The organism is Pseudomonas sp. RC2C2 (assembly GCF_018390435.1).
Taxonomy (GTDB): Bacteria; Pseudomonadota; Gammaproteobacteria; order Pseudomonadales; family Pseudomonadaceae; genus Aquipseudomonas; species Aquipseudomonas donghuensis.
On sequence record NZ_JAHBAX010000001.1, the window covers coordinates 2,464,994 to 2,481,363 of the forward strand.

Here is a 16,370-nt window from a genome sequence, read left to right on the forward strand (position 1 = left end):
GGTGCACTCCTTATAAAGGCAATCTCTTATGCAGTAAATGTATGTCTAATCATAAATAAATAACTAAAAGGAATATAAATTCCTTTGCCAGGAGCCGCCCATGAGCCCGACCCTTCGCGCTGCACCCTTGTCTTCACGGCGGCTCCAGCGCCTGCCCCTGGCCTTGCTGCTGGCTGGTAGCGCCCACTGGTTGCCGGCCCAGGCCGCAGAATCGGCAAAGCCTGAGGTCAAGGCCAGCGACAGTCAGCTCAAGACCGTCACTGTCACCGCCCGGCGCCGCGAAGAGAGCGCGCAGAGCGTGCCGACGCCGATCAGCGTGCTCGACGGCCAGGCCCTGGAAAGCCAGCGGGTCTATCGCATCCAGGACCTGCAGCAACTGGTGCCCAGCGTCAACGTCGCTTACATGCATGCGCGCCAGTCCAGCGTGTCGATTCGCGGTCTTGGCAACAACCCGGCCAGTGATGGCCTCGAAGGCAGCGTCGGCCTGTACCTGGACAACGTCTACCTCGGCCGCCCGGGCATGGCGGTGTTTGACCTCATGGACATCGAGCAACTGGAAGTGCTGCGTGGCCCGCAAGGCACGCTGTTCGGCAAGAACACCACTGCCGGGGTGATCAATATCAGCACTCGCGCGCCAAGCTTCACCCCCGAGCGCAGCATCGAAACCTCGGTGGGCGAGGACGGTTACTTCCAGACCAAGGGCACCCTGTCCGGGCCCTTGAGCGAGACCCTGGCCGGGCGCATTTCGGCCTACCGCACGCGCAACGACGGCGACATCAAGAACGAGTTCGACGGCCACACCCTCAACGGCGGTTCGCGCCAGGGCTTTCGCGGGCAGTTGCTGTACAAACCCAACGAGCAGTTCAACCTGCGCTGGATCGGCGACTACAACGAAGAAGATTCCAGCGCCGGCACCCGCCTGCTGTACAGCACCGGGCCGACCATCAATGGCGTCAACCGCTATGAAGCGCGGGCCCGGGCCGCTGGGGCGACGTTGGTCGACGGCAGCAAGCGCAAGGTCAACCTCGATGACGATCAGCAGGTCACGGTGTTCCAGGGCGGCACGTCACTGGAAGCCAACTGGACCCTGGCCAACGACTTCACTCTGACCTCGGTGAGCTCCTACCGCTGGTGGGATTTCACCCCGCGCAACGACGATGGCCTCAATGTGCCGGCGGCCTACAACGCCGGGGTGTCGGTGCGCGATAAGCAATACTCGCAGGAGTTGCGCCTGGCCTCACCCAGCGGCGGCTTCTTTGACTATGTCATCGGTGCCTATTACTTCGGCTCGGATCTGGATAACAAATCCTTTGTTCATTACGGGCCCCAGGCCGATGTCTGGAATGGCACGCCAGCCGGTGCGCTGGCCAATGTCAGCAGCGTCGGCAAGGGCCATATCGAGACCGACAGCTTTGCCTTGTTCGCCCAGGGTACCTGGCACCTGACCGAGCGCCTGGACTTCACCGCCGGGGTACGCGGCACCTACGAAGAGAAAAGCGCCTGGGTCGATCGTGCCGCGCCGGTCGGTGGTGCCGCTGTGGCAGGCGCTGCGGCAACCGCGCGCCAGGGCCGGGTTGGCGCCTATGATTCGGGCGACCTCAACCAGTACAGCACCAGCCCTTCGGGCTTGCTCAACCTGAGTTATCGCTTCACCGATGACCTGCTCGGCTATGCCACCTTGTCTCACGGCGAGAAGTCCGGTGGCGTCAACCTGGCGGTGGGCACGGCGCCGGTGGCTGGCGCCGACTCGCTGTTGATTGGCACCGAGCGCGCCAACAATGCTGAGCTGGGCGTGAAGAGCACCCTGTGGGACCGTCGCCTGCAGCTCAACGCCAACCTGTTCTGGACCGAAGTGCACGGCTACCAGACCAACGCCTACGACGACGCCAACCGCGTGCAGTACCTGACCAACGCCGGCTCCGTGCGTTCGCGCGGGGTGGAGTTGGAAAGCACGCTGATCCCGCTGCGCGGCCTGACCCTGAACCTTAACGGCTCCTACAACGACGTTCGGTACCTGTCCTACAAGGACGCCCCGTGCGCGCCAGAAGTCGCGCTGCAACCGGGAGCCCCTGCGGCTTGCGACTTGAGCGGCCACCAGGTGGTCGGCGCGTCGAAATGGATCGCCAACGCCAATGGCCAATACCAGTGGGACCTGGACAACGGCCTGCAGCCTTATGTCACCGCCAGCTACGCGTTCCGCTCCAAGGCGGTGGGCACCGTCGAGGACTCGGACTATGCGCAGATCCCCAGCTATGCCGTGGTCAACCTGTCCACCGGCCTGCGTGGCGACCTTGGCCAGGGCCAGTGGGATGTCTCGCTGTGGCTGAAGAACGCCTTCGACAAGACCTACTACACCACCCTCTGGAGCGCGGCCAACGGCGGCTATGAAGGCCTGTTGGGCACCCCGAGAACCTTGGGTGTCACCGGCCGCTACGACTTCTGAAACGGCGTTTTGCCATGCCTTTGCCGAATATTTTTCATGCACTGCAGGCATGGCGTTTCAGGCGCTTGGCGCCAGCCCTTGAAGGGCGCGGCTTAGAGCGGTTCAGCCGTTTTGTATATGTATTTTGGTTCTATTCATAACTTTAAAAATTACTTTAAGACATAAGCAGCAGAAGTTGATGATCCACCCCAGCGAAGGCAATTGACCTGCCTTCGACGAAACGCACTCACGTCCCAGGAGTTGATCAATGGGTAATGTCCAGACCGCCGCCAGTGCTCACGATGTGCTTTGGCGCCAGACGCCGAGCGGCGAGCTGGTCGACCTCGGTCGCCCGCTGCGGTTGCCGCTGGCGCAGTTGCGCCTGCAAAGCACGCCGAAAAGCTCGCTGAGCCGTCGGGAGAAAATTCTGCTCGGGGTGTTTGCCCTGGCCTTGCACGGAGCGGTGGCCTACTGGGTCAGCCAGGCGCCGACCCCGGTGTTGCCGGTGGTCCCGCCCCAAATTCCGCCGATGACCATCGAGTTTTCGCAACCGGCGCCCCCGGCTGTCGAGCCGCCACCGCCGCCACCGCCGGCAGTGGTCGAGCCGCCGCCACCGGTGGTCGATGAACTGGCCGCCAAGCCTGCACCGAAACCGGTACCCAAGCCCAAGCCTAAACCTGTGCCCAAACCGGCACCCAAACCTGCGCCCAAGGCTGTCGAGCAACCGCCTGCGCCGCCACAACCGCCAGCACCGCCAGCGCCTCCCGCACCAGCGGCGCCAGCCCCGGTGACGCCGGCCTCGGCCAACGCCGGGTACCTGAAGAACCCGGCGCCGGAGTACCCGTCGCTGGCCCAGCGGCGCGGTTGGGAAGGCACGGTGTTGTTGCGGGTACAGGTGCTGGCCAGCGGCAAGCCGGGAGACATCCAGATTCAGAAAAGCAGTGGCCGCCAGCAACTCGACGCCGCCGCCCTGGCGGCGGTCAAGCGCTGGAGCTTCGTCCCGGCCAAGCAGGGCGACGTGGCCCAGGACGGCTGGGTCAGCGTACCCATCGACTTCAAGATCCGCTAATTCGCGCTAACAGAAGAGAGTATTGATCATGACTGTATTGGCATCCCCCCTCGAATCCATCGAAAGCGCGGTGATCTGGCTGCTGGTGGGCTTCTCCGTCGTCACCTGGGGCCTGGCCCTGGTCAAGGGCGTGCAGTTCGTGCGCCTGAAGAATCAGGACAAACGTTTCCACAAACAATTCTGGGCTGCCTCAAGCCTGGATTCAGCCGCCGAACTCAGCCATGCGCAACCGGGCGCCGCCGCCCGTGTCGCCCAGGCCGGTTATGCCGCCATTGCCGTCGGTGAACCCGGCCAGCAGGCCAGCGACCTGAGCCAGGCGATCAACCATCAGGACCGCCTCGAACGTGCCCTGCGCCAGCAGATCGTGCGGGAGCGCCGTTCGCTGGAAACCGGCCTGGCGGTAGTCGCCAGTATCGGCAGCACCTCGCCCTTCATCGGCCTGTTCGGCACCGTCTGGGGGATCATGGAAGCCCTCAAGGGCATCAGCGCCGCAGGCTCGGCGAGCCTGGAAACCGTGGCCGGGCCGATCGGTGCGGCGCTGGTCGCCACTGGTGTGGGTATCGCTGTCGCGGTGCCGGCGGTGCTGGTCTACAACTACTTCCTGCGCCGCCTGAAGCTGACCGCCGCCGACCTCGATGACTTTGCCCACGATTTCTATAGCCTGGCGCAGAAGAGCGCGTTCCGGGTGCTGGTGCACCCCACCGCCTACAAGGCCGTCGCTGGCCAGAACACCCAGAAAGTGAAGGAGGCATCCTGATATGGCCTTCTCGACCCAGGACAGTGATGAAGTACTCAGCGAGATCAACGTAACGCCGCTGGTGGATGTGATGCTGGTGCTGCTGGTGGTGTTCATCGTCACCGCGCCACTGCTGACCAACGCCATCCCCATCAACCTGCCCAAGACCGAGGCCGTGGCCCCGGTGGAGCAGAAGGACCCGCTGGTGGTCAGCATCGATGGTGGCGGCAAGCTGTTCATCAACAAGGACCAGATCCAGCCGGATCTGCTGGAAACCAACCTGCAGGCGGCCAAGGCCAAGGACCCGGAGCTGCGCGTGCAGCTGCAGGCCGACGATGGCGTGAACTATGGGGAAGTGGCGCGGGCCATGGCCTCGATCGAACGTGCGGGTATCACCAAGCTGTCGGTGATCACCGCCCGCTGAGCAACATCTCTCAGGCAATGCTTCAGGGGCCAGTCCTTCGGCAGGGGGTGGCCCCTTTTTTTATCGCCCCTGTAGGAGCGGGCTTGCCCCGAAATGAGGTCGGTTCTGATTCGATATTTGGTTATTAATAAATAGCTTCTTATTCCTTTACGAATATAACCACCCCCCTATACTTGGCCTCATGCACGCAAACGCAGCAGGAGGAGCCCCATGCGCAACGAGTCGATCCGTTACCTGATTGTGCCGGGCTGGCAAGGTTCGCCAGACGATCATTGGCAAACTCACTGGCAGCAGGTGTTGCCCAACAGCGCCCGGGTCGAGCAAGCCGACTGGTTGACCCCACAGCGCGAGGACTGGGTGGCCGCACTCGAGCATGCCGTGGCCGCGGATGAATCGCCGGTGATCCTTATCGCCCACAGCCTGGGGTGCATCACTGTTGCCCATTGGGCGGCGCAGGCCAGCGCGACCCTGTTGCGCCGCATACGGGGTGCCTTGCTGGTGGCCCCGGCGGACGTCGAACGCCCGACCTGTGCACCAGCCCTGCGTAACTTCGCACCGATTCCGCAACTGCTGCTGCCATTTCCCAGCCAGGTGGTCAGCTCTGATAACGACCCGGCCGTGAGCGCCCCGCGGGCCATGCAGCTGGCCCGTGCCTGGGGCGCCGAGACCGGCTTTCTGGCCGGTGCCGGGCATATCAACGTCAAGTCCGGGCACCGTCGCTGGGAGCAGGGTTTCGCTTACCTGTATCGCCTGCAGAACCGCTTGGAACAGCACGCCCTACGCCGCGCCTGACCTTCCGGCGCTGACCCTTCGCCTTGATTCGAACGCCCGGCCGGAAAGCGCCAAGGGCGGGAGTTTGCCATGAGTAATCACGACACCTTCGGCCAGCCTTTGCTGACGTTTCCCGAACTGGACAAGAGCCCGTTGAGCATTCGCGCCAAGGCGCTGGTGTTCGTCGACCCGCGCTCGCGGCAACTGCGCGAGGAGCTCGAGCTGCTCGCGCCCTTGGCCCTGCCGGTGCTGATCCGCGGCGAGACCGGAACCGGCAAGGAGCTACTGGCCCGGCAGATTCATCGCGCCAGTGATCGCGGTGGGCTATTTGTTTCGGTCAATTGCGCGGCGATCAGCCCGACCTATGCCGACGCCGAGCTGTTCGGTTACAGCGCCGGTGCCCACAGCGGTGCGGCCAGCAGTCGGGCGGGCTGGTTTGGTTCGGCCAACGGCGGGACCCTGTACCTGGACGAAATCGCCGACTTGCCGCTGCCGATCCAGACCAAGCTGCTCTCGGCGCTGGAGAATCGCGAAGTCACCCGCGTCGGTGCCCAGCAACCGAACCCGGTGGACGTGCGCCTGGTCGCCGCGTCGAGCATTGACCTGGCGGAGGCGGTGAGTGCCGGTAAGTTTCATGAGCGCCTTTATCATTACCTGCGCGAAGGCCAGCTGGAGCTGCCGGCTTTGCGCGAACGGGTCGGCGATATCCTGCCGCTGGCCGAGTATTTCGTCGGCATCTACAGCCCGCGCCTGAACCTGCCGGTGCCCTTGATCAGCGAAGCGGCGCAGCGGCTGCTCGAGTTGCACAGCTGGCCGGGCAATACCCGCGAACTTGAGAACGTCATTCACTTTGCCCTGCTGGTCAGCAGCGGTGAAGAAATTCTCCCCCAGCACCTGAATCTGCCGACACCGTTGAGCGCTCTGGCCCGCCAGCTGGAGCAGTTGCTGAGCCTTGGCGAGCCGGGTGAACGCAGTGCGCTGCAACAACTGCTGGAAGCGGCCCTGTTGCGCCTGGCGCAACCAGGCGCCTGAACCCATGCAAGGGGTGCATGACGGTGCCTGTTAGAAATGGAATAAGCAGCGAAATAAAAGATATTGTTCTGGCATAAAAAATCTAGGTATTGTCCGCCTCAAGCCAGCTAGCAACGTACTGGCAACCCTCACCTTCGCCGTCGCCCGATGGCCGTGTATTCGAATAAGGACTGCGCATGAAAAAGGCTCTGTTGTTGACTGCTCTGGCGGCCGCTCTGTCGGTTGCAGGTTTTGCCCAGGCGGGCGAGAAGCTGGTAGTTGCCGCTACCCCGGTACCGCACGCGGAAATCCTCGAGCTGATCAAGCCGACCCTGGCCAAGGAAGGTGTGGACCTGGAGATCAAGGTCTTCACCGACTATGTGCAGCCTAACGTGCAGGTCGACCAGAAGCGTCTGGACGCCAACTACTTCCAGACCCTGCCGTACCTGAAGAACTTCAACGAAGGCAAAGGCACCCACCTGGAAACCGTGATCGGCGTGCACGTCGAACCGTTCGGCGGCTACTCGAAGAAGGTCACCAAGCTGAGCGATCTGAAGGACGGCGCTACCGTTGCCATCCCTAACGAAGGCAGCAACAGCGGTCGTGCCCTGCTGCTGTTGCAGAAGGCTGGCCTGATCACCCTGAAAGACCCGAAGAACGCCCTGGCGACCCCGAAAGACATTGCCCAGAACCCGAAGAAACTGAAATTCCGCGAGCTTGAGTCGGCCATGCTGCCGCGTGTGCTGGATCAGGTCGACCTAGACATGATCAACACCAACTACGCCCTGGAAGCCGGCCTGAACCCGGCCAAGGACGCCCTGGTGATCGAAGGTGCCGACTCGCCGTACGTGAACTTCCTGGTCGCCCGTCCGGACAACAAGGACAGCGCCGCCATCCAGAAGCTGGCCAAGGCCCTGACCAGCCCTGAAGTGAAGACCTTCATCGAGAAGAAATACAGCGGCGCGGTACTGCCGGCGTTCTGATCCGCGGCAGCACCTTCACTACCCTGATAACGCCGACGCCGGCTCTGCTGCGTCGGCGTTTTCGTGTGTGCCTCAGTTGCGGGTTTGCACCGCGCGCAACAAGGCGCTGAGCAGCTTCAACAGGTCTTGGGGATCGTGGTTCGCTTGGCTGTTCATTGTTGTTGTCTTCCTTGAAAGGGAGGGAAGTGACAGCGCTTGGATAGCATTTGCAGCGAAAAGATCCCGCCACCGCCAAGGATTTCGCAGGTTAGCTGTTTGGGTGATATCAATATGCAATAAAGGTATTTAAATAAATATTTTTATACCTTTAGAGTCTACCTATTGTGCTTACCCGCACTGACAACCCCTGTTTAGAGCCGCCCGTTTACCCTCGGGCCGGTCCGAGATCCTGTCCATGACGCATCGTCACTGTCTGCCGAGGCTTACTCCATGAGCTTCGACTTCGCTTTTATCCTTAGCACATTGCCAGCGTTTCTCAAGGCGGTGGGCGTCACCCTGCAAGTCGGCCTGATCGCCATCGGCACTTCGCTGCTGGTGGCGCTGGTCAACGCGGCGATCCTGGTTTACCGCACGCCGTACCTGCAGCGCCTGGTAAAGCTCTATGTGGAGCTGGCGCGCAACACGCCGCTGCTGATCCAGCTCTTCTTCGTCTACTTCGCCTTGCCGGAACTGGGCTTGAAGATTTCTGGTTTTGCTGCGGCGCTCATCACCATGACCTTCCTCGGCGGCGCCTACCTGACCGAGGTGCTGCGCGCAGGCGTCGAGGCGGTGCCGGTGGCGCAACTGGAGTCGGGGCGCTCCATCGGCCTGTCGGAAGGCCAGTTGCTGCGCCATGTGATCCTGCCCCAGGCGGGGATCCTCAGCCTGCCGGCGCTGTTCGCCAATTTCATCTTTTTGCTCAAGGAAACCACCGTGGTGTCGGCGGTGGCGGTGCCGGAGATTCTCTACACCACCAAGAGCTATATCGCCCTGTACTACAAGACCTACGAGATGCTTGCGGTGCTGACGCTGATCTGCGTGCTGCTGTTCCTGCCATTGTCGCTGCTGCTTAGCCGCCTGGAACGGAGGCTGCAGCATGGCCAGTTCGGGTCTTGAGTTGTTGCTGGTGTCCTTGCCGCAACTGGGCAAGGGGGCCGCGCAAACCCTGGCAATTTCGGCGCTGAGCATCCTCTTCGCCACTCTCGGCGGCGTGCTCTACGGCGTGTTGGCGACCCTGGGCAAACGCAGTGTGAATGTGCTGCTGCGCATCTACCTGGAGCTGTTCCGGGCGATCCCGGTGCTGGTCTGGCTGTACCTGCTGTTTTTCGGCCTGCCGATTTTCTTTGCCTTGAGTATTCCGAGCTTCTGGTGTGCGGTGCTGGTGCTGTCGTTGTGGGGCGCCAGCGAAGTGGGCGAAGTGGTGCGTGGCGCGCTGCAGTCGTTGCCACGCGGGCAGCGCGAAGCGGGCCTGTCGATTGGCCTTTCCGGGTTGCAACTGTATGGCTACGTATTGCTGCCCCAGGCGCTCAAGCGCATGACCCCGCCGACCATCAACATCTACACGCGAATCATCAAGACCAGTTCGCTGGCGGTGCTGATCGGCGTGGTCGACGTGATCAAGGTCGGCCAGCAGATCATCGAGCGCACCTACGAGTCGGTGCTGATCTACGGCGTACTGTTCCTGTTTTTCTTCTTTATCTGCTACCCGCTGTCAGCCGCCTCGCGCGCGCTGGAGCGCCGCTGGACACACGCATGAGCGCACTGATCGAGTTCAAGGGCTTCAACAAATTCTTCGGCGCACAGCAGGTGCTCGACCACATCGACCTGCAGGTACGCAGCGGCGAAGTGGTGGTGATCCTCGGCCCCAGCGGCTGCGGCAAGAGCACCCTGCTGCGTTGCCTCAATGGCCTGGAAACGGCCCACAGCGGCAGCCTGCGCCTGGCCGGTAAAGAATTGCTGGGGGCCGGCACCGACTGGCGCCAGGTACGCCAGCAGGTCGGCATGGTGTTTCAGAGTTATCACCTGTTCGGCCATATGAGCGTGATCGACAACCTGCTGCTTGGCCCGCTCAAGGTGCAAAAGCGCGAGCGCCGAGAAGCCCAGGCCCACGCTGAAGCCCTGCTGGCCAGGGTCGGCTTGCTGGACAAGCGCGACGCCTTCCCGCGCCAGCTTTCCGGTGGCCAGCAGCAACGCATCGCCATCGTTCGTTCGCTGTGCATGAACCCGCAAGTGATGCTGTTCGACGAAGTCACCGCCGCGCTCGACCCGGAAATGGTCAAGGAAGTGCTGCAGGTGATTCAGGGCCTGGCCCAGGGCGGCATGACCCTGCTCATCGTTACCCATGAAATGGCCTTCGCTCGTGCGGTGGCCGACCGTATCGTGTTCATGGAGGCCGGCAGGATCCTTGAACAACGCGACCCCGAGAGCTTCTTTACGAACCCGCAGAGCGCACGCGCGCAGCAGTTTCTGGAGAAATTCTCCTTTGTTGAAAGCCTGCCCAAAACTCCCGCAAAGGAACTGTCATGAAAACTGCCAAGACTTCGAAACTGCTGTTGTCGGTACTCGGCCTGGCCTTGCTGGCCGGTTGCAACAAGGCTGAAGAACCGGGCAAACCGGCCGCCGGTGGCGCCGCCCCGGCCACCAGCTACCTGGAAACCATCAAGGCCCGCGACAAGCTGATCGTCGGCGTATTCACCGACAAGCCGCCGTTCGGCTTTGTCGATGAGGCCGGGCGCTATGTCGGTTTTGATACCGACATCGGCCGCCAGTTTGCCAAGGATCTGCTCGGCGACGAGAACAAGGTGGAGTTCGTTGCCGTGGAGCCAGCCAGCCGGATTCCGTTCCTGCAGAGCGACAAGGTCGACCTGATCCTGGCCAACATGACCGTCACCCCGGAACGCAAGGACGCGGTGGAGTTCACCAACCCCAACCTGCGCGTTGCCGTGCAGGCCCTGGTACCGGAAGGCAGCAGCGTGAAGAAGCTCGATGACCTGGCCGACAAGACCACCATCGTCACCACCGGCACCACCGCCGATATCTGGCTGACCAAGAACCACCCGGACTGGAAGCTGCTCAAGTTCGAGAAGAACACCGAGTCGCTGCAGGCCCTGGCCAGTGGTCGTGGTGATGCCTACGCCCAGGACAACCTGATCCTGTTCAGTTGGTCGAAGCAGAACCCGGGCTATCGCGTGCTGGAAGAAAAACTCGGCGAGGAAGCACCGATTGCACCGGCGGTGAAGAAGGGCAACATCGAGCTGCGTGATTGGGTCAACGCCGAACTGGCGCGCCTGGGTGAGCAAAAGTACCTGCTCAAACTGTATGACCAGTATGTGCGCAAGGAGCTCAGCGATGACACCAAGCCTGAGAGCGTGATTGTCGAAGGGGGTAACTGGCAGGGCTGACCATTTGGGGCTGCTGGCGCAGCCCATCGCCGGCAAGGCCGGCTCCCACAATGAACGTGTGTCCACCGGACCTGTGGGAGCTGGCGTTGCCAGCGATGCAAGGCGCAGCCTTGCTAATTCCGGGGCTCCAGCTTCAAGGTGCTCTGCGCGGGAATCACCCCCATCTGCGCCTTGTGATACCGGCCCTCGATATAGTCCTTGGCCTGGTCGCCATAGTGCTTGTCGAACAATACTCCGCTTTGCCCTACCGGGTTGATGGTCAGTGCTTGCCCGGCATCGGCAAAATCGATCAGCCGCCGGGTCGACGGCCCATAGGTCACCGGCCACGGTGCCGGGCCGATCTTCGCCGACAAGTTGTTCGGCACCTCATGAGTACCCGGCGCGGCAAACGGCCCGACATTGAACAACAGGTTCAACGGCTTCTGCAGCCCTAATGGATGATTGTGGGTCAGGGTGTGGGCCTTGCCCCATTGCCAGCCCTCCGGGTCATTGCCAAGGGTCGCGCGCAGGTGCGCCAGCGTTTTGCCCCAGGCCTGCTTCACCGCCGCCTGGCGGTCACCGTGCTCGCTGCTGCCCTGTCTACCCCACCAGGGGGAAGCGGCGTCGGCCGCCAGGCGTGGCAACGCGGCATCGATGGCGCGGGTGCTGATCAATGTCCGGAACCAGGTATCGCCCAGCTCGTCATGCAGCGCCGCGTAGGCCAGGTCGTAGAGGAATTGGTTGAACAGCGTGGCGCTGACCGAGTCCACCGGGTAGTCGCCGTTCCACGCTGCCAGTTGCTCGACCAGCTCCTTCTCCTGATCGCCCTCGGCCACTTCCCGCAGCACCGCCAGCAGCGGCGCCAGGGTGCGCGGGCCGTAGTCGGTGATGGTGTCCAGTTGCAGCGCCTGGCTGTTCTGCTGGTCCCATTTGGTCTGCGGATCGGCCAGCTGTTGGTTCAGGCGCTGGCCCCGGTCGGCCAGGTTGTAATAGCCCGCAATCGGCATGTTTGCCGGCGGCTGGAAGTTGGCCGAAACGATGTAGCCGCTGGCCGGGTTCTCCGCCTGCGGGTTGGCGCTGAAGGGGTAGAAACCGAGCTTGTCGGCCTGGGGCGTGCTGCCGTCGAGGATGAAGCCCGGGTTGACGCCGGCGGGGCGAATCGGCAATTGCGCCGCCGCCCACCAGCCGATATCGCCACGGGCATTGGCCCAGACCAGGTTGAGCCCGGGCGCCTGAATTTTTGCCGCCGCAGCGCGCATCTTGGCCAGGGTGTCGGCGCGGTTGACCTGGTAGAAACCCTCGAGGATCGGGTTCTCGGTTTCCAGGAACGCCCACCACACGGCAATCGGCGTCGGCCCCGCGGTATCGCCCAGCACCGAGTTAACGATCGGCCCGTGGGGCGAACGGCGCAGGGTGATGTTCACCGGCGCCTCGTTCTTCACCGCGATCTGTGCCTGGGTCTGGGTCAGGGTCTGCCACTGGCCGTTGATCTTCACCTGTTCGGGGTTGTCGGGGTTGACCTGTTCGGCGATCAGGTCGACGTCATCGTTCTGGAACATGGTCAGGCTCCAGCCGAAGTCGCGGTTGTGGCCCAGCGATGCGAAGGGGTTCAGGGCCTGGTGATAGCCATAGAGGTTGAAGCCGGGCGCGCTCAGTTCCGCCTCGTACCACACCGACGGCACGGCAAAGCTGATATGCGGATCGCCGGCCAGCAGCGGCTTGCCACTGCGGGTGCGGCTGCCGGAAAGCGCCCAGGCGTTGCTGCCTTCGTACTGGGGAATGCCGGCCTCGCTCAGGGCTTGCTGGCTGCGTTGCGCCAGCTGTTGCAGGCTCTGCCAGTCGTTGGCGGCCAGGGCTGGCTTGCTGGCCAGGGCACCTTGCGGGTTCCAGTCCAGGTCGAAGATCTTCAGGTACTCGGCACCCAACTGGTCACGGATGTAGGTCAGTGCAGGTTCCGTGCGAAACGCCGCGGCAAAGCTGTAGGCCATGTAGCCGGCGATGCTCAGGGTGTCCTGCGCGGTGAAGGGGCGCGGTTTGATGCCCAGCACGTCGAACTCCATCGGCTTGGGATGGCTGTCCTGCCAGGCATTGACGCCCTCCAGGTAGGCTTGCAGGGCAAGCCAGGCCGGCGAGTGCTTGTCCTGGCGCTCGACATACAGCTCGGCCTGCTCGCGAATGCGCAGGCTGCGGAACAGGGCGTCGGTACCCACCAGCTTGCTGCCGAGGATCTCGGCCAGCTCGCCCCGCGCCAGGCGGCGGATGACCTCCATCTGGAACAGGCGATCCTGGGCGTGCACATAGCCCAGGGCGCGGTACAGGTCGGCCTCGTTCTGCGCCTGGATATGCGGCACGCCGCGGGTGTCATAGCGCACGCTGACCGGCGCTTGCAGATGGCTCAGGATGACCTCGCCCTGGCGTTGCGGCAGCTTGTCGTGCACGTACCAGTAACCGCCGCCAGCGGCCGCGGCAATGACCACGGCGAGGAAGGTCAGGCTGCGCTTCATCGTGACTCCTTGTGCTTTTAGCGGATCTTGTGCTCCGATCATCGCGGTAAAATCGGACAGAGGATAGCCCCACAGGAGGGACTGATGAATCTCAGTGAAAAGCAGAAGATGCTCAGCGGCCAGCTCTATCACGCCAGTTGCCCGCAGCTGCAGGCCGAGCAGATTGCCAACAAGCACTGGATGCAGCGTTACAACAACAGCGCCGAGCTGCTTAATGAGCAGCGCCACGGCCTGCTGGTCGAGCATTTCGGCGAGGTCGGCGACGGGGCGGTGATTCGCCCGCCGTTCTACTGCGACTACGGCTACAACATCAGCGTGGGCGCCAACGTGTTCATGAACTTCAACTGCGTGATCCTCGACGTCACCCCGGTGAGCATCGGCGATGACTGCCAGATCGGCCCGGCAGTGCAGATCTACACCGCCGACCACCCGCTGGACCCGGAGCTGCGCCGCAGCGGCCTGGAAAGCGGGCGGCCGGTGAAGATCGGCAACAACGTCTGGATCGGCGGCGGCGCGATCATTCTGCCGGGGGTGACGGTGGGTGATAACGCCGTGATCGGTGCCGGTAGTGTGGTGACTCGCGATGTACCGGCTGGCGCCACCGTGGTGGGCAATCCTGCGCGAGTGCGCTAGGGCTGCCAGGGGCAGTAGCAGCCTACCGCCATGGTGTGGGTGGCGTTGACTGCCCGGCCCTGGCTCAGGGCCAGCAGGATCGGTTCGATGAAGCTGTTGCTTGAGTTGCAGGTCGCGCCTTCGCTGTAAGGGCCGAAGTAGGCCAACTGGCCGTTGCGGTCCCAGATCGCCACGCCCGGGGTGGCCGGCAGGTGTTCGGCGCCGGGCAGCGCGCTCAGCGGTTTGAGCGCGCTCAGGGTGGCGGGCAGTTGGCCGCGGGTCCCGGGTTTTTGCACCACATAGAACTCGACGCCCTGGGGGCCGAAGTGCTCGATCAATTCAGCCAGGTGCTGTTGGTTGCCGACGTTGCACGGGCAGGCCGGGTCCCAGAAGTGCACCAGGCGGATCGGCCCGGGGCCGGCAAGGCTCGTCGGCAGTTGCAGGCGGTCGCCGGAAAACAGCGCGGTCTGGTTGTCGAAGGTGCGCAGGTAGCGGCTCTGGAAGCTGTCGTAGGCCCACCACAGGCCAGCGCCGCAGAGCGCGACGAGTAACAGGCCAAGCAGGGTTTTGGCGGGCGAGCGGGGCATGTGGGCAATGTCCGAAAAAAGTCGCCTAGCTTGCCATGCTGGCGGCGACAGATGAATATCACAGGTCAATAACCCGCTTTTGCGTCTGGAAATCTTTTATGCCCGCGTCATTTCAGCCCGACTCCCTACGTGCCAGCCTGTCTTCCCTGGCGGCGCGGCAGCCACTGTCGACGCAGGCCCAGGCCTATCAGCGCTTTTATGGCTTGGACCTGCCCGCTCGTGACGCCGTGCCGCAGATCTGGCTGGGACGCTTCGACGTCGCCGGTTTCGAGGTGGTCGGCCAGGTGTGGCTGCCGGCAGCGCCAGTGGCGACCCTGATTTTGCTGCACGGCTTTTATGACCACATGGGCCTGTACCGGCATGTCATCGATTGGGCGCTGGATCAGCAGTATGCGGTGATCTCCTGCGACCTGCCGGGGCACGGGCTGTCCAGTGGCGAGCGGGCCAGCATCGATGATTTCAGTGCCTATCAGCAGGTGCTGCAAGCGCTGTTCGAGCAGGCGCGCGGCTTGAACCTGCCGCAGCCCTGGCATCTGTTTGGGCAGAGCACCGGCGGCGCGATCGTCGTCGACCACCTGCTGCATCGCGGTGCCGAGAGCCCGGCCCAGGGCGAGGTGATCCTGCTCGCGCCGCTGGTACGGCCACGTGCGTGGCGCTGGTCGAAGTTCAGCTACCGGGTGCTCAGGCCTTTCGTCAACGGCATCGAGCGGCGCTTCAGCGAGAACAGCAACGACCCGACCTTCCTGCCGTTCCTGCTGGCCGACCCGTTGCAACCACGGTGCTTGCCGACGGCCTGGGTGGGGGCGTTGCTCGATTGGGTCAAGCGCATTGAAGCGGCGCCGGTCAGCCCGCGCCAGCCGCTGATCATCCAGGGCGAGTCGGACATGACCGTCGACTGGCCGTACAACCTCAAGGTGCTGGGGGAGAAATTCGCCGCGCCGCGGATCCTGATGATTCCCGAAGCGCGGCATCACCTGGCCAACGAACTGCCAGCGATCCGCGCGCGCTACTTTGATTTCATCGACCAGCGCCTGGGCTGATCACTGCAGTTGCGAGGTGTCCTGGCCAACCGCAAGGCCGGCGCGAATCGCCGCCAGGGCTGCCTTGTAGTAAGCCTTGCCCTCGGCTGACTCGGCAAAGGTGGCGAACGCTTCCAGCTCGGCATCGGACAGGTCGCGGTAGACGTACAGCAGGGTGTTGTTCAGCTCGCTGCCGATCTGCTCCATCAGGCGCTGGCGCTGGCCGTCGAGCAGGCCCTGGGCCTGGCCGCCACCGAGCAGGCCGGGGATCATCTGGCTAAGGCTGTCGGCGGCGACCCCGGCGATTGCCAGGCTCACTTCGGCGCCGGCTTCACGGGCAGGCAGGGCCTGGGCCAGGTGGCCGATGATCAGCAGACGGTTGTCGCTGGCCTGGACCTTGGGCAAGCCCTTGGCGTTCTTGGCCAACTGATCGCGACGGGTGGCAAGCAGTTCGGCGGCGACGATCTTGCGCCCCAGCGGCGACTGGAAAAAGGCCAGGGCCGGGGCAGGGTCGCTGAGGTTGGCGCGCAACTGGGCTTCAGCGCGTTTGTCCACGGCCTGGGCCTGGAAGCGCTGATTGCTGTTGTTGACCAGCGCCTGGTAAACCGCAGGCGGCAGGCTGCTGCGATAGCGCTGCTGGGCGGCATCGAGGGCATCGGTAAAGTGGGCGCGCTGCTCGGGCCAGCCGGCGACCTTGTAGAGTTGGTCGAGGCTGTCTGCCCAGACAGGCGTGGTGCAGATCATCATCAGCAGTAAAAACAAACGGCGCATTCAGGACTCCTGTCGGCAGGGCGCTATTGTCCTTGCCATGGCGGGGCTTTGTCGAGAAGCCATTGCACACTCTCGGCCAAGTGGCGCTGTCGGATTTCGCGG

General features: G+C 63.3%; 16 protein-coding genes. 13 read left to right on the forward strand and 3 right to left on the reverse strand.

The genetic code is table 11. From position 1 onward, the window contains the following. Positions 1-100: 100 nt before the first annotated feature. The 11 genes from KHO53_RS11435 (at position 101) to KHO53_RS11485 (ending at position 10,796) form a co-directional block, all read left to right on the forward strand. Positions 101-2,443 carry a TonB-dependent receptor gene (locus KHO53_RS11435; RefSeq protein WP_213570312.1) on the forward strand — a complete coding sequence of 781 codons (2,343 nt, stop codon included), beginning with the start codon at positions 101-103 and terminating at the stop codon, positions 2,441-2,443. Between the two features lie 247 nt (positions 2,444-2,690). After that, entirely contained in the window at positions 2,691-3,491 is an 801-nt protein-coding gene (locus tag KHO53_RS11440) for an energy transducer TonB (protein ID WP_213570313.1), read from the forward strand. Between the two features lie 28 nt (positions 3,492-3,519). Continuing rightward, the gene (locus tag KHO53_RS11445; RefSeq protein WP_010222105.1) at positions 3,520-4,248 is read left to right on the forward strand and encodes a MotA/TolQ/ExbB proton channel family protein; all 729 of its coding nucleotides are present in this window, start codon (positions 3,520-3,522) and stop codon (positions 4,246-4,248) included. Position 4,249: 1 nt separating this feature from the next. Continuing rightward, positions 4,250-4,651: an ExbD/TolR family protein gene (locus KHO53_RS11450; RefSeq protein WP_010222106.1), complete on the forward strand. Its 402-nt coding sequence runs from the start codon at positions 4,250-4,252 to the stop codon at positions 4,649-4,651. A 210-nt stretch (positions 4,652-4,861) separates the two neighbouring features. Beyond that, positions 4,862-5,443: an alpha/beta hydrolase gene (locus tag KHO53_RS11455; protein WP_010222107.1), complete on the forward strand. Its 582-nt coding sequence runs from the start codon at positions 4,862-4,864 to the stop codon at positions 5,441-5,443. A 69-nt stretch (positions 5,444-5,512) separates the two neighbouring features. Further along, positions 5,513-6,454: a sigma 54-interacting transcriptional regulator gene (locus KHO53_RS11460; RefSeq protein ID WP_036995359.1), complete on the forward strand. Its 942-nt coding sequence runs from the start codon at positions 5,513-5,515 to the stop codon at positions 6,452-6,454. Positions 6,455-6,630: 176 nt separating this feature from the next. Next, the gene (locus KHO53_RS11465; RefSeq protein ID WP_010222109.1) at positions 6,631-7,416 is read left to right on the forward strand and encodes a MetQ/NlpA family ABC transporter substrate-binding protein; all 786 of its coding nucleotides are present in this window, start codon (positions 6,631-6,633) and stop codon (positions 7,414-7,416) included. A 429-nt stretch (positions 7,417-7,845) separates the two neighbouring features. Beyond that, positions 7,846-8,511: an amino acid ABC transporter permease gene (locus KHO53_RS11470; protein ID WP_010222110.1), complete on the forward strand. Its 666-nt coding sequence runs from the start codon at positions 7,846-7,848 to the stop codon at positions 8,509-8,511. Further along, positions 8,492-9,151, forward strand: a complete 660-nt coding sequence (locus tag KHO53_RS11475; protein WP_010222111.1) for an amino acid ABC transporter permease — start codon at positions 8,492-8,494, stop codon at positions 9,149-9,151. Before KHO53_RS11470 ends, KHO53_RS11475 begins: the two co-directional genes overlap by 20 nt. Further along, entirely contained in the window at positions 9,148-9,921 is a 774-nt protein-coding gene (locus tag KHO53_RS11480; protein ID WP_100782593.1) for an amino acid ABC transporter ATP-binding protein, read from the forward strand. Before KHO53_RS11475 ends, KHO53_RS11480 begins: the two co-directional genes overlap by 4 nt. Continuing rightward, positions 9,918-10,796: a transporter substrate-binding domain-containing protein gene (locus KHO53_RS11485; protein ID WP_010222113.1), complete on the forward strand. Its 879-nt coding sequence runs from the start codon at positions 9,918-9,920 to the stop codon at positions 10,794-10,796. Before KHO53_RS11480 ends, KHO53_RS11485 begins: the two co-directional genes overlap by 4 nt. Positions 10,797-10,909: 113 nt before the next feature. Here the strand turns inward: KHO53_RS11485 and KHO53_RS11490 are convergent, their stop codons facing one another. Beyond that, complete coding sequence (locus KHO53_RS11490) at positions 10,910-13,279, reverse strand: penicillin acylase family protein (protein WP_213570314.1); 2,370 nt, start codon at positions 13,277-13,279, stop codon at positions 10,910-10,912. Between the two features lie 84 nt (positions 13,280-13,363). Between KHO53_RS11490 and KHO53_RS11495 the strand changes: the two genes are divergently transcribed. Then, a complete protein-coding gene (locus KHO53_RS11495) occupies positions 13,364-13,912 on the forward strand; it encodes a sugar O-acetyltransferase (protein WP_010222115.1) in 549 nt (182 codons plus the stop codon). On the opposite strand, the gene KHO53_RS11500 is transcribed toward KHO53_RS11495, so the two are convergent. Beyond that, positions 13,909-14,478, reverse strand: coding sequence for a DUF6436 domain-containing protein (locus KHO53_RS11500; RefSeq protein WP_010222116.1), 570 nt, complete (start codon positions 14,476-14,478; stop codon positions 13,909-13,911). The genes KHO53_RS11495 and KHO53_RS11500 overlap by 4 nt on opposite strands. Positions 14,479-14,576: 98 nt before the next feature. Between KHO53_RS11500 and bipL the strand changes: the two genes are divergently transcribed. Continuing rightward, positions 14,577-15,518: a phospholipase BipL gene (bipL, locus tag KHO53_RS11505; protein ID WP_100782595.1), complete on the forward strand. Its 942-nt coding sequence runs from the start codon at positions 14,577-14,579 to the stop codon at positions 15,516-15,518. Here bipL and KHO53_RS11510 read toward each other — a convergent pair whose 3' ends face one another. Beyond that, positions 15,519-16,268 (reverse strand): DUF2059 domain-containing protein, encoded by a 750-nt coding sequence (locus tag KHO53_RS11510; protein WP_010222119.1) that lies wholly within the window; start codon positions 16,266-16,268, stop codon positions 15,519-15,521. It abuts the gene before it with no gap. Positions 16,269-16,370 lie beyond the last annotated feature (102 nt).

What these genes read in the sequence shown, in the direction of transcription:
- KHO53_RS11435 (WP_213570312.1), top strand. Translation starts at nt 101, where the DNA reads ATGAGCCCGACCCTTCGCGCTGCACCCTTGTCTTCACGGCGGCTCCAG.
- KHO53_RS11440 (WP_213570313.1), top strand. Translation starts at nt 2,691, where the DNA reads ATGGGTAATGTCCAGACCGCCGCCAGTGCTCACGATGTGCTTTGGCGC.
- KHO53_RS11445 (WP_010222105.1), top strand. Translation starts at nt 3,520, where the DNA reads ATGACTGTATTGGCATCCCCCCTCGAATCCATCGAAAGCGCGGTGATC.
- KHO53_RS11450 (WP_010222106.1), top strand. Translation starts at nt 4,250, where the DNA reads ATGGCCTTCTCGACCCAGGACAGTGATGAAGTACTCAGCGAGATCAAC.
- KHO53_RS11455 (WP_010222107.1), top strand. Translation starts at nt 4,862, where the DNA reads ATGCGCAACGAGTCGATCCGTTACCTGATTGTGCCGGGCTGGCAAGGT.
- KHO53_RS11460 (WP_036995359.1), top strand. Translation starts at nt 5,513, where the DNA reads ATGAGTAATCACGACACCTTCGGCCAGCCTTTGCTGACGTTTCCCGAA.
- KHO53_RS11465 (WP_010222109.1), top strand. Translation starts at nt 6,631, where the DNA reads ATGAAAAAGGCTCTGTTGTTGACTGCTCTGGCGGCCGCTCTGTCGGTT.
- KHO53_RS11470 (WP_010222110.1), top strand. Translation starts at nt 7,846, where the DNA reads ATGAGCTTCGACTTCGCTTTTATCCTTAGCACATTGCCAGCGTTTCTC.
- KHO53_RS11475 (WP_010222111.1), top strand. Translation starts at nt 8,492, where the DNA reads ATGGCCAGTTCGGGTCTTGAGTTGTTGCTGGTGTCCTTGCCGCAACTG.
- KHO53_RS11480 (WP_100782593.1), top strand. Translation starts at nt 9,148, where the DNA reads ATGAGCGCACTGATCGAGTTCAAGGGCTTCAACAAATTCTTCGGCGCA.
- KHO53_RS11485 (WP_010222113.1), top strand. Translation starts at nt 9,918, where the DNA reads ATGAAAACTGCCAAGACTTCGAAACTGCTGTTGTCGGTACTCGGCCTG.
- KHO53_RS11490 (WP_213570314.1), bottom strand. Translation starts at nt 13,279, where the DNA reads ATGAAGCGCAGCCTGACCTTCCTCGCCGTGGTCATTGCCGCGGCCGCT.
- KHO53_RS11495 (WP_010222115.1), top strand. Translation starts at nt 13,364, where the DNA reads ATGAATCTCAGTGAAAAGCAGAAGATGCTCAGCGGCCAGCTCTATCAC.
- KHO53_RS11500 (WP_010222116.1), bottom strand. Translation starts at nt 14,478, where the DNA reads ATGCCCCGCTCGCCCGCCAAAACCCTGCTTGGCCTGTTACTCGTCGCG.
- bipL (WP_100782595.1), top strand. Translation starts at nt 14,577, where the DNA reads ATGCCCGCGTCATTTCAGCCCGACTCCCTACGTGCCAGCCTGTCTTCC.
- KHO53_RS11510 (WP_010222119.1), bottom strand. Translation starts at nt 16,268, where the DNA reads ATGCGCCGTTTGTTTTTACTGCTGATGATGATCTGCACCACGCCTGTC.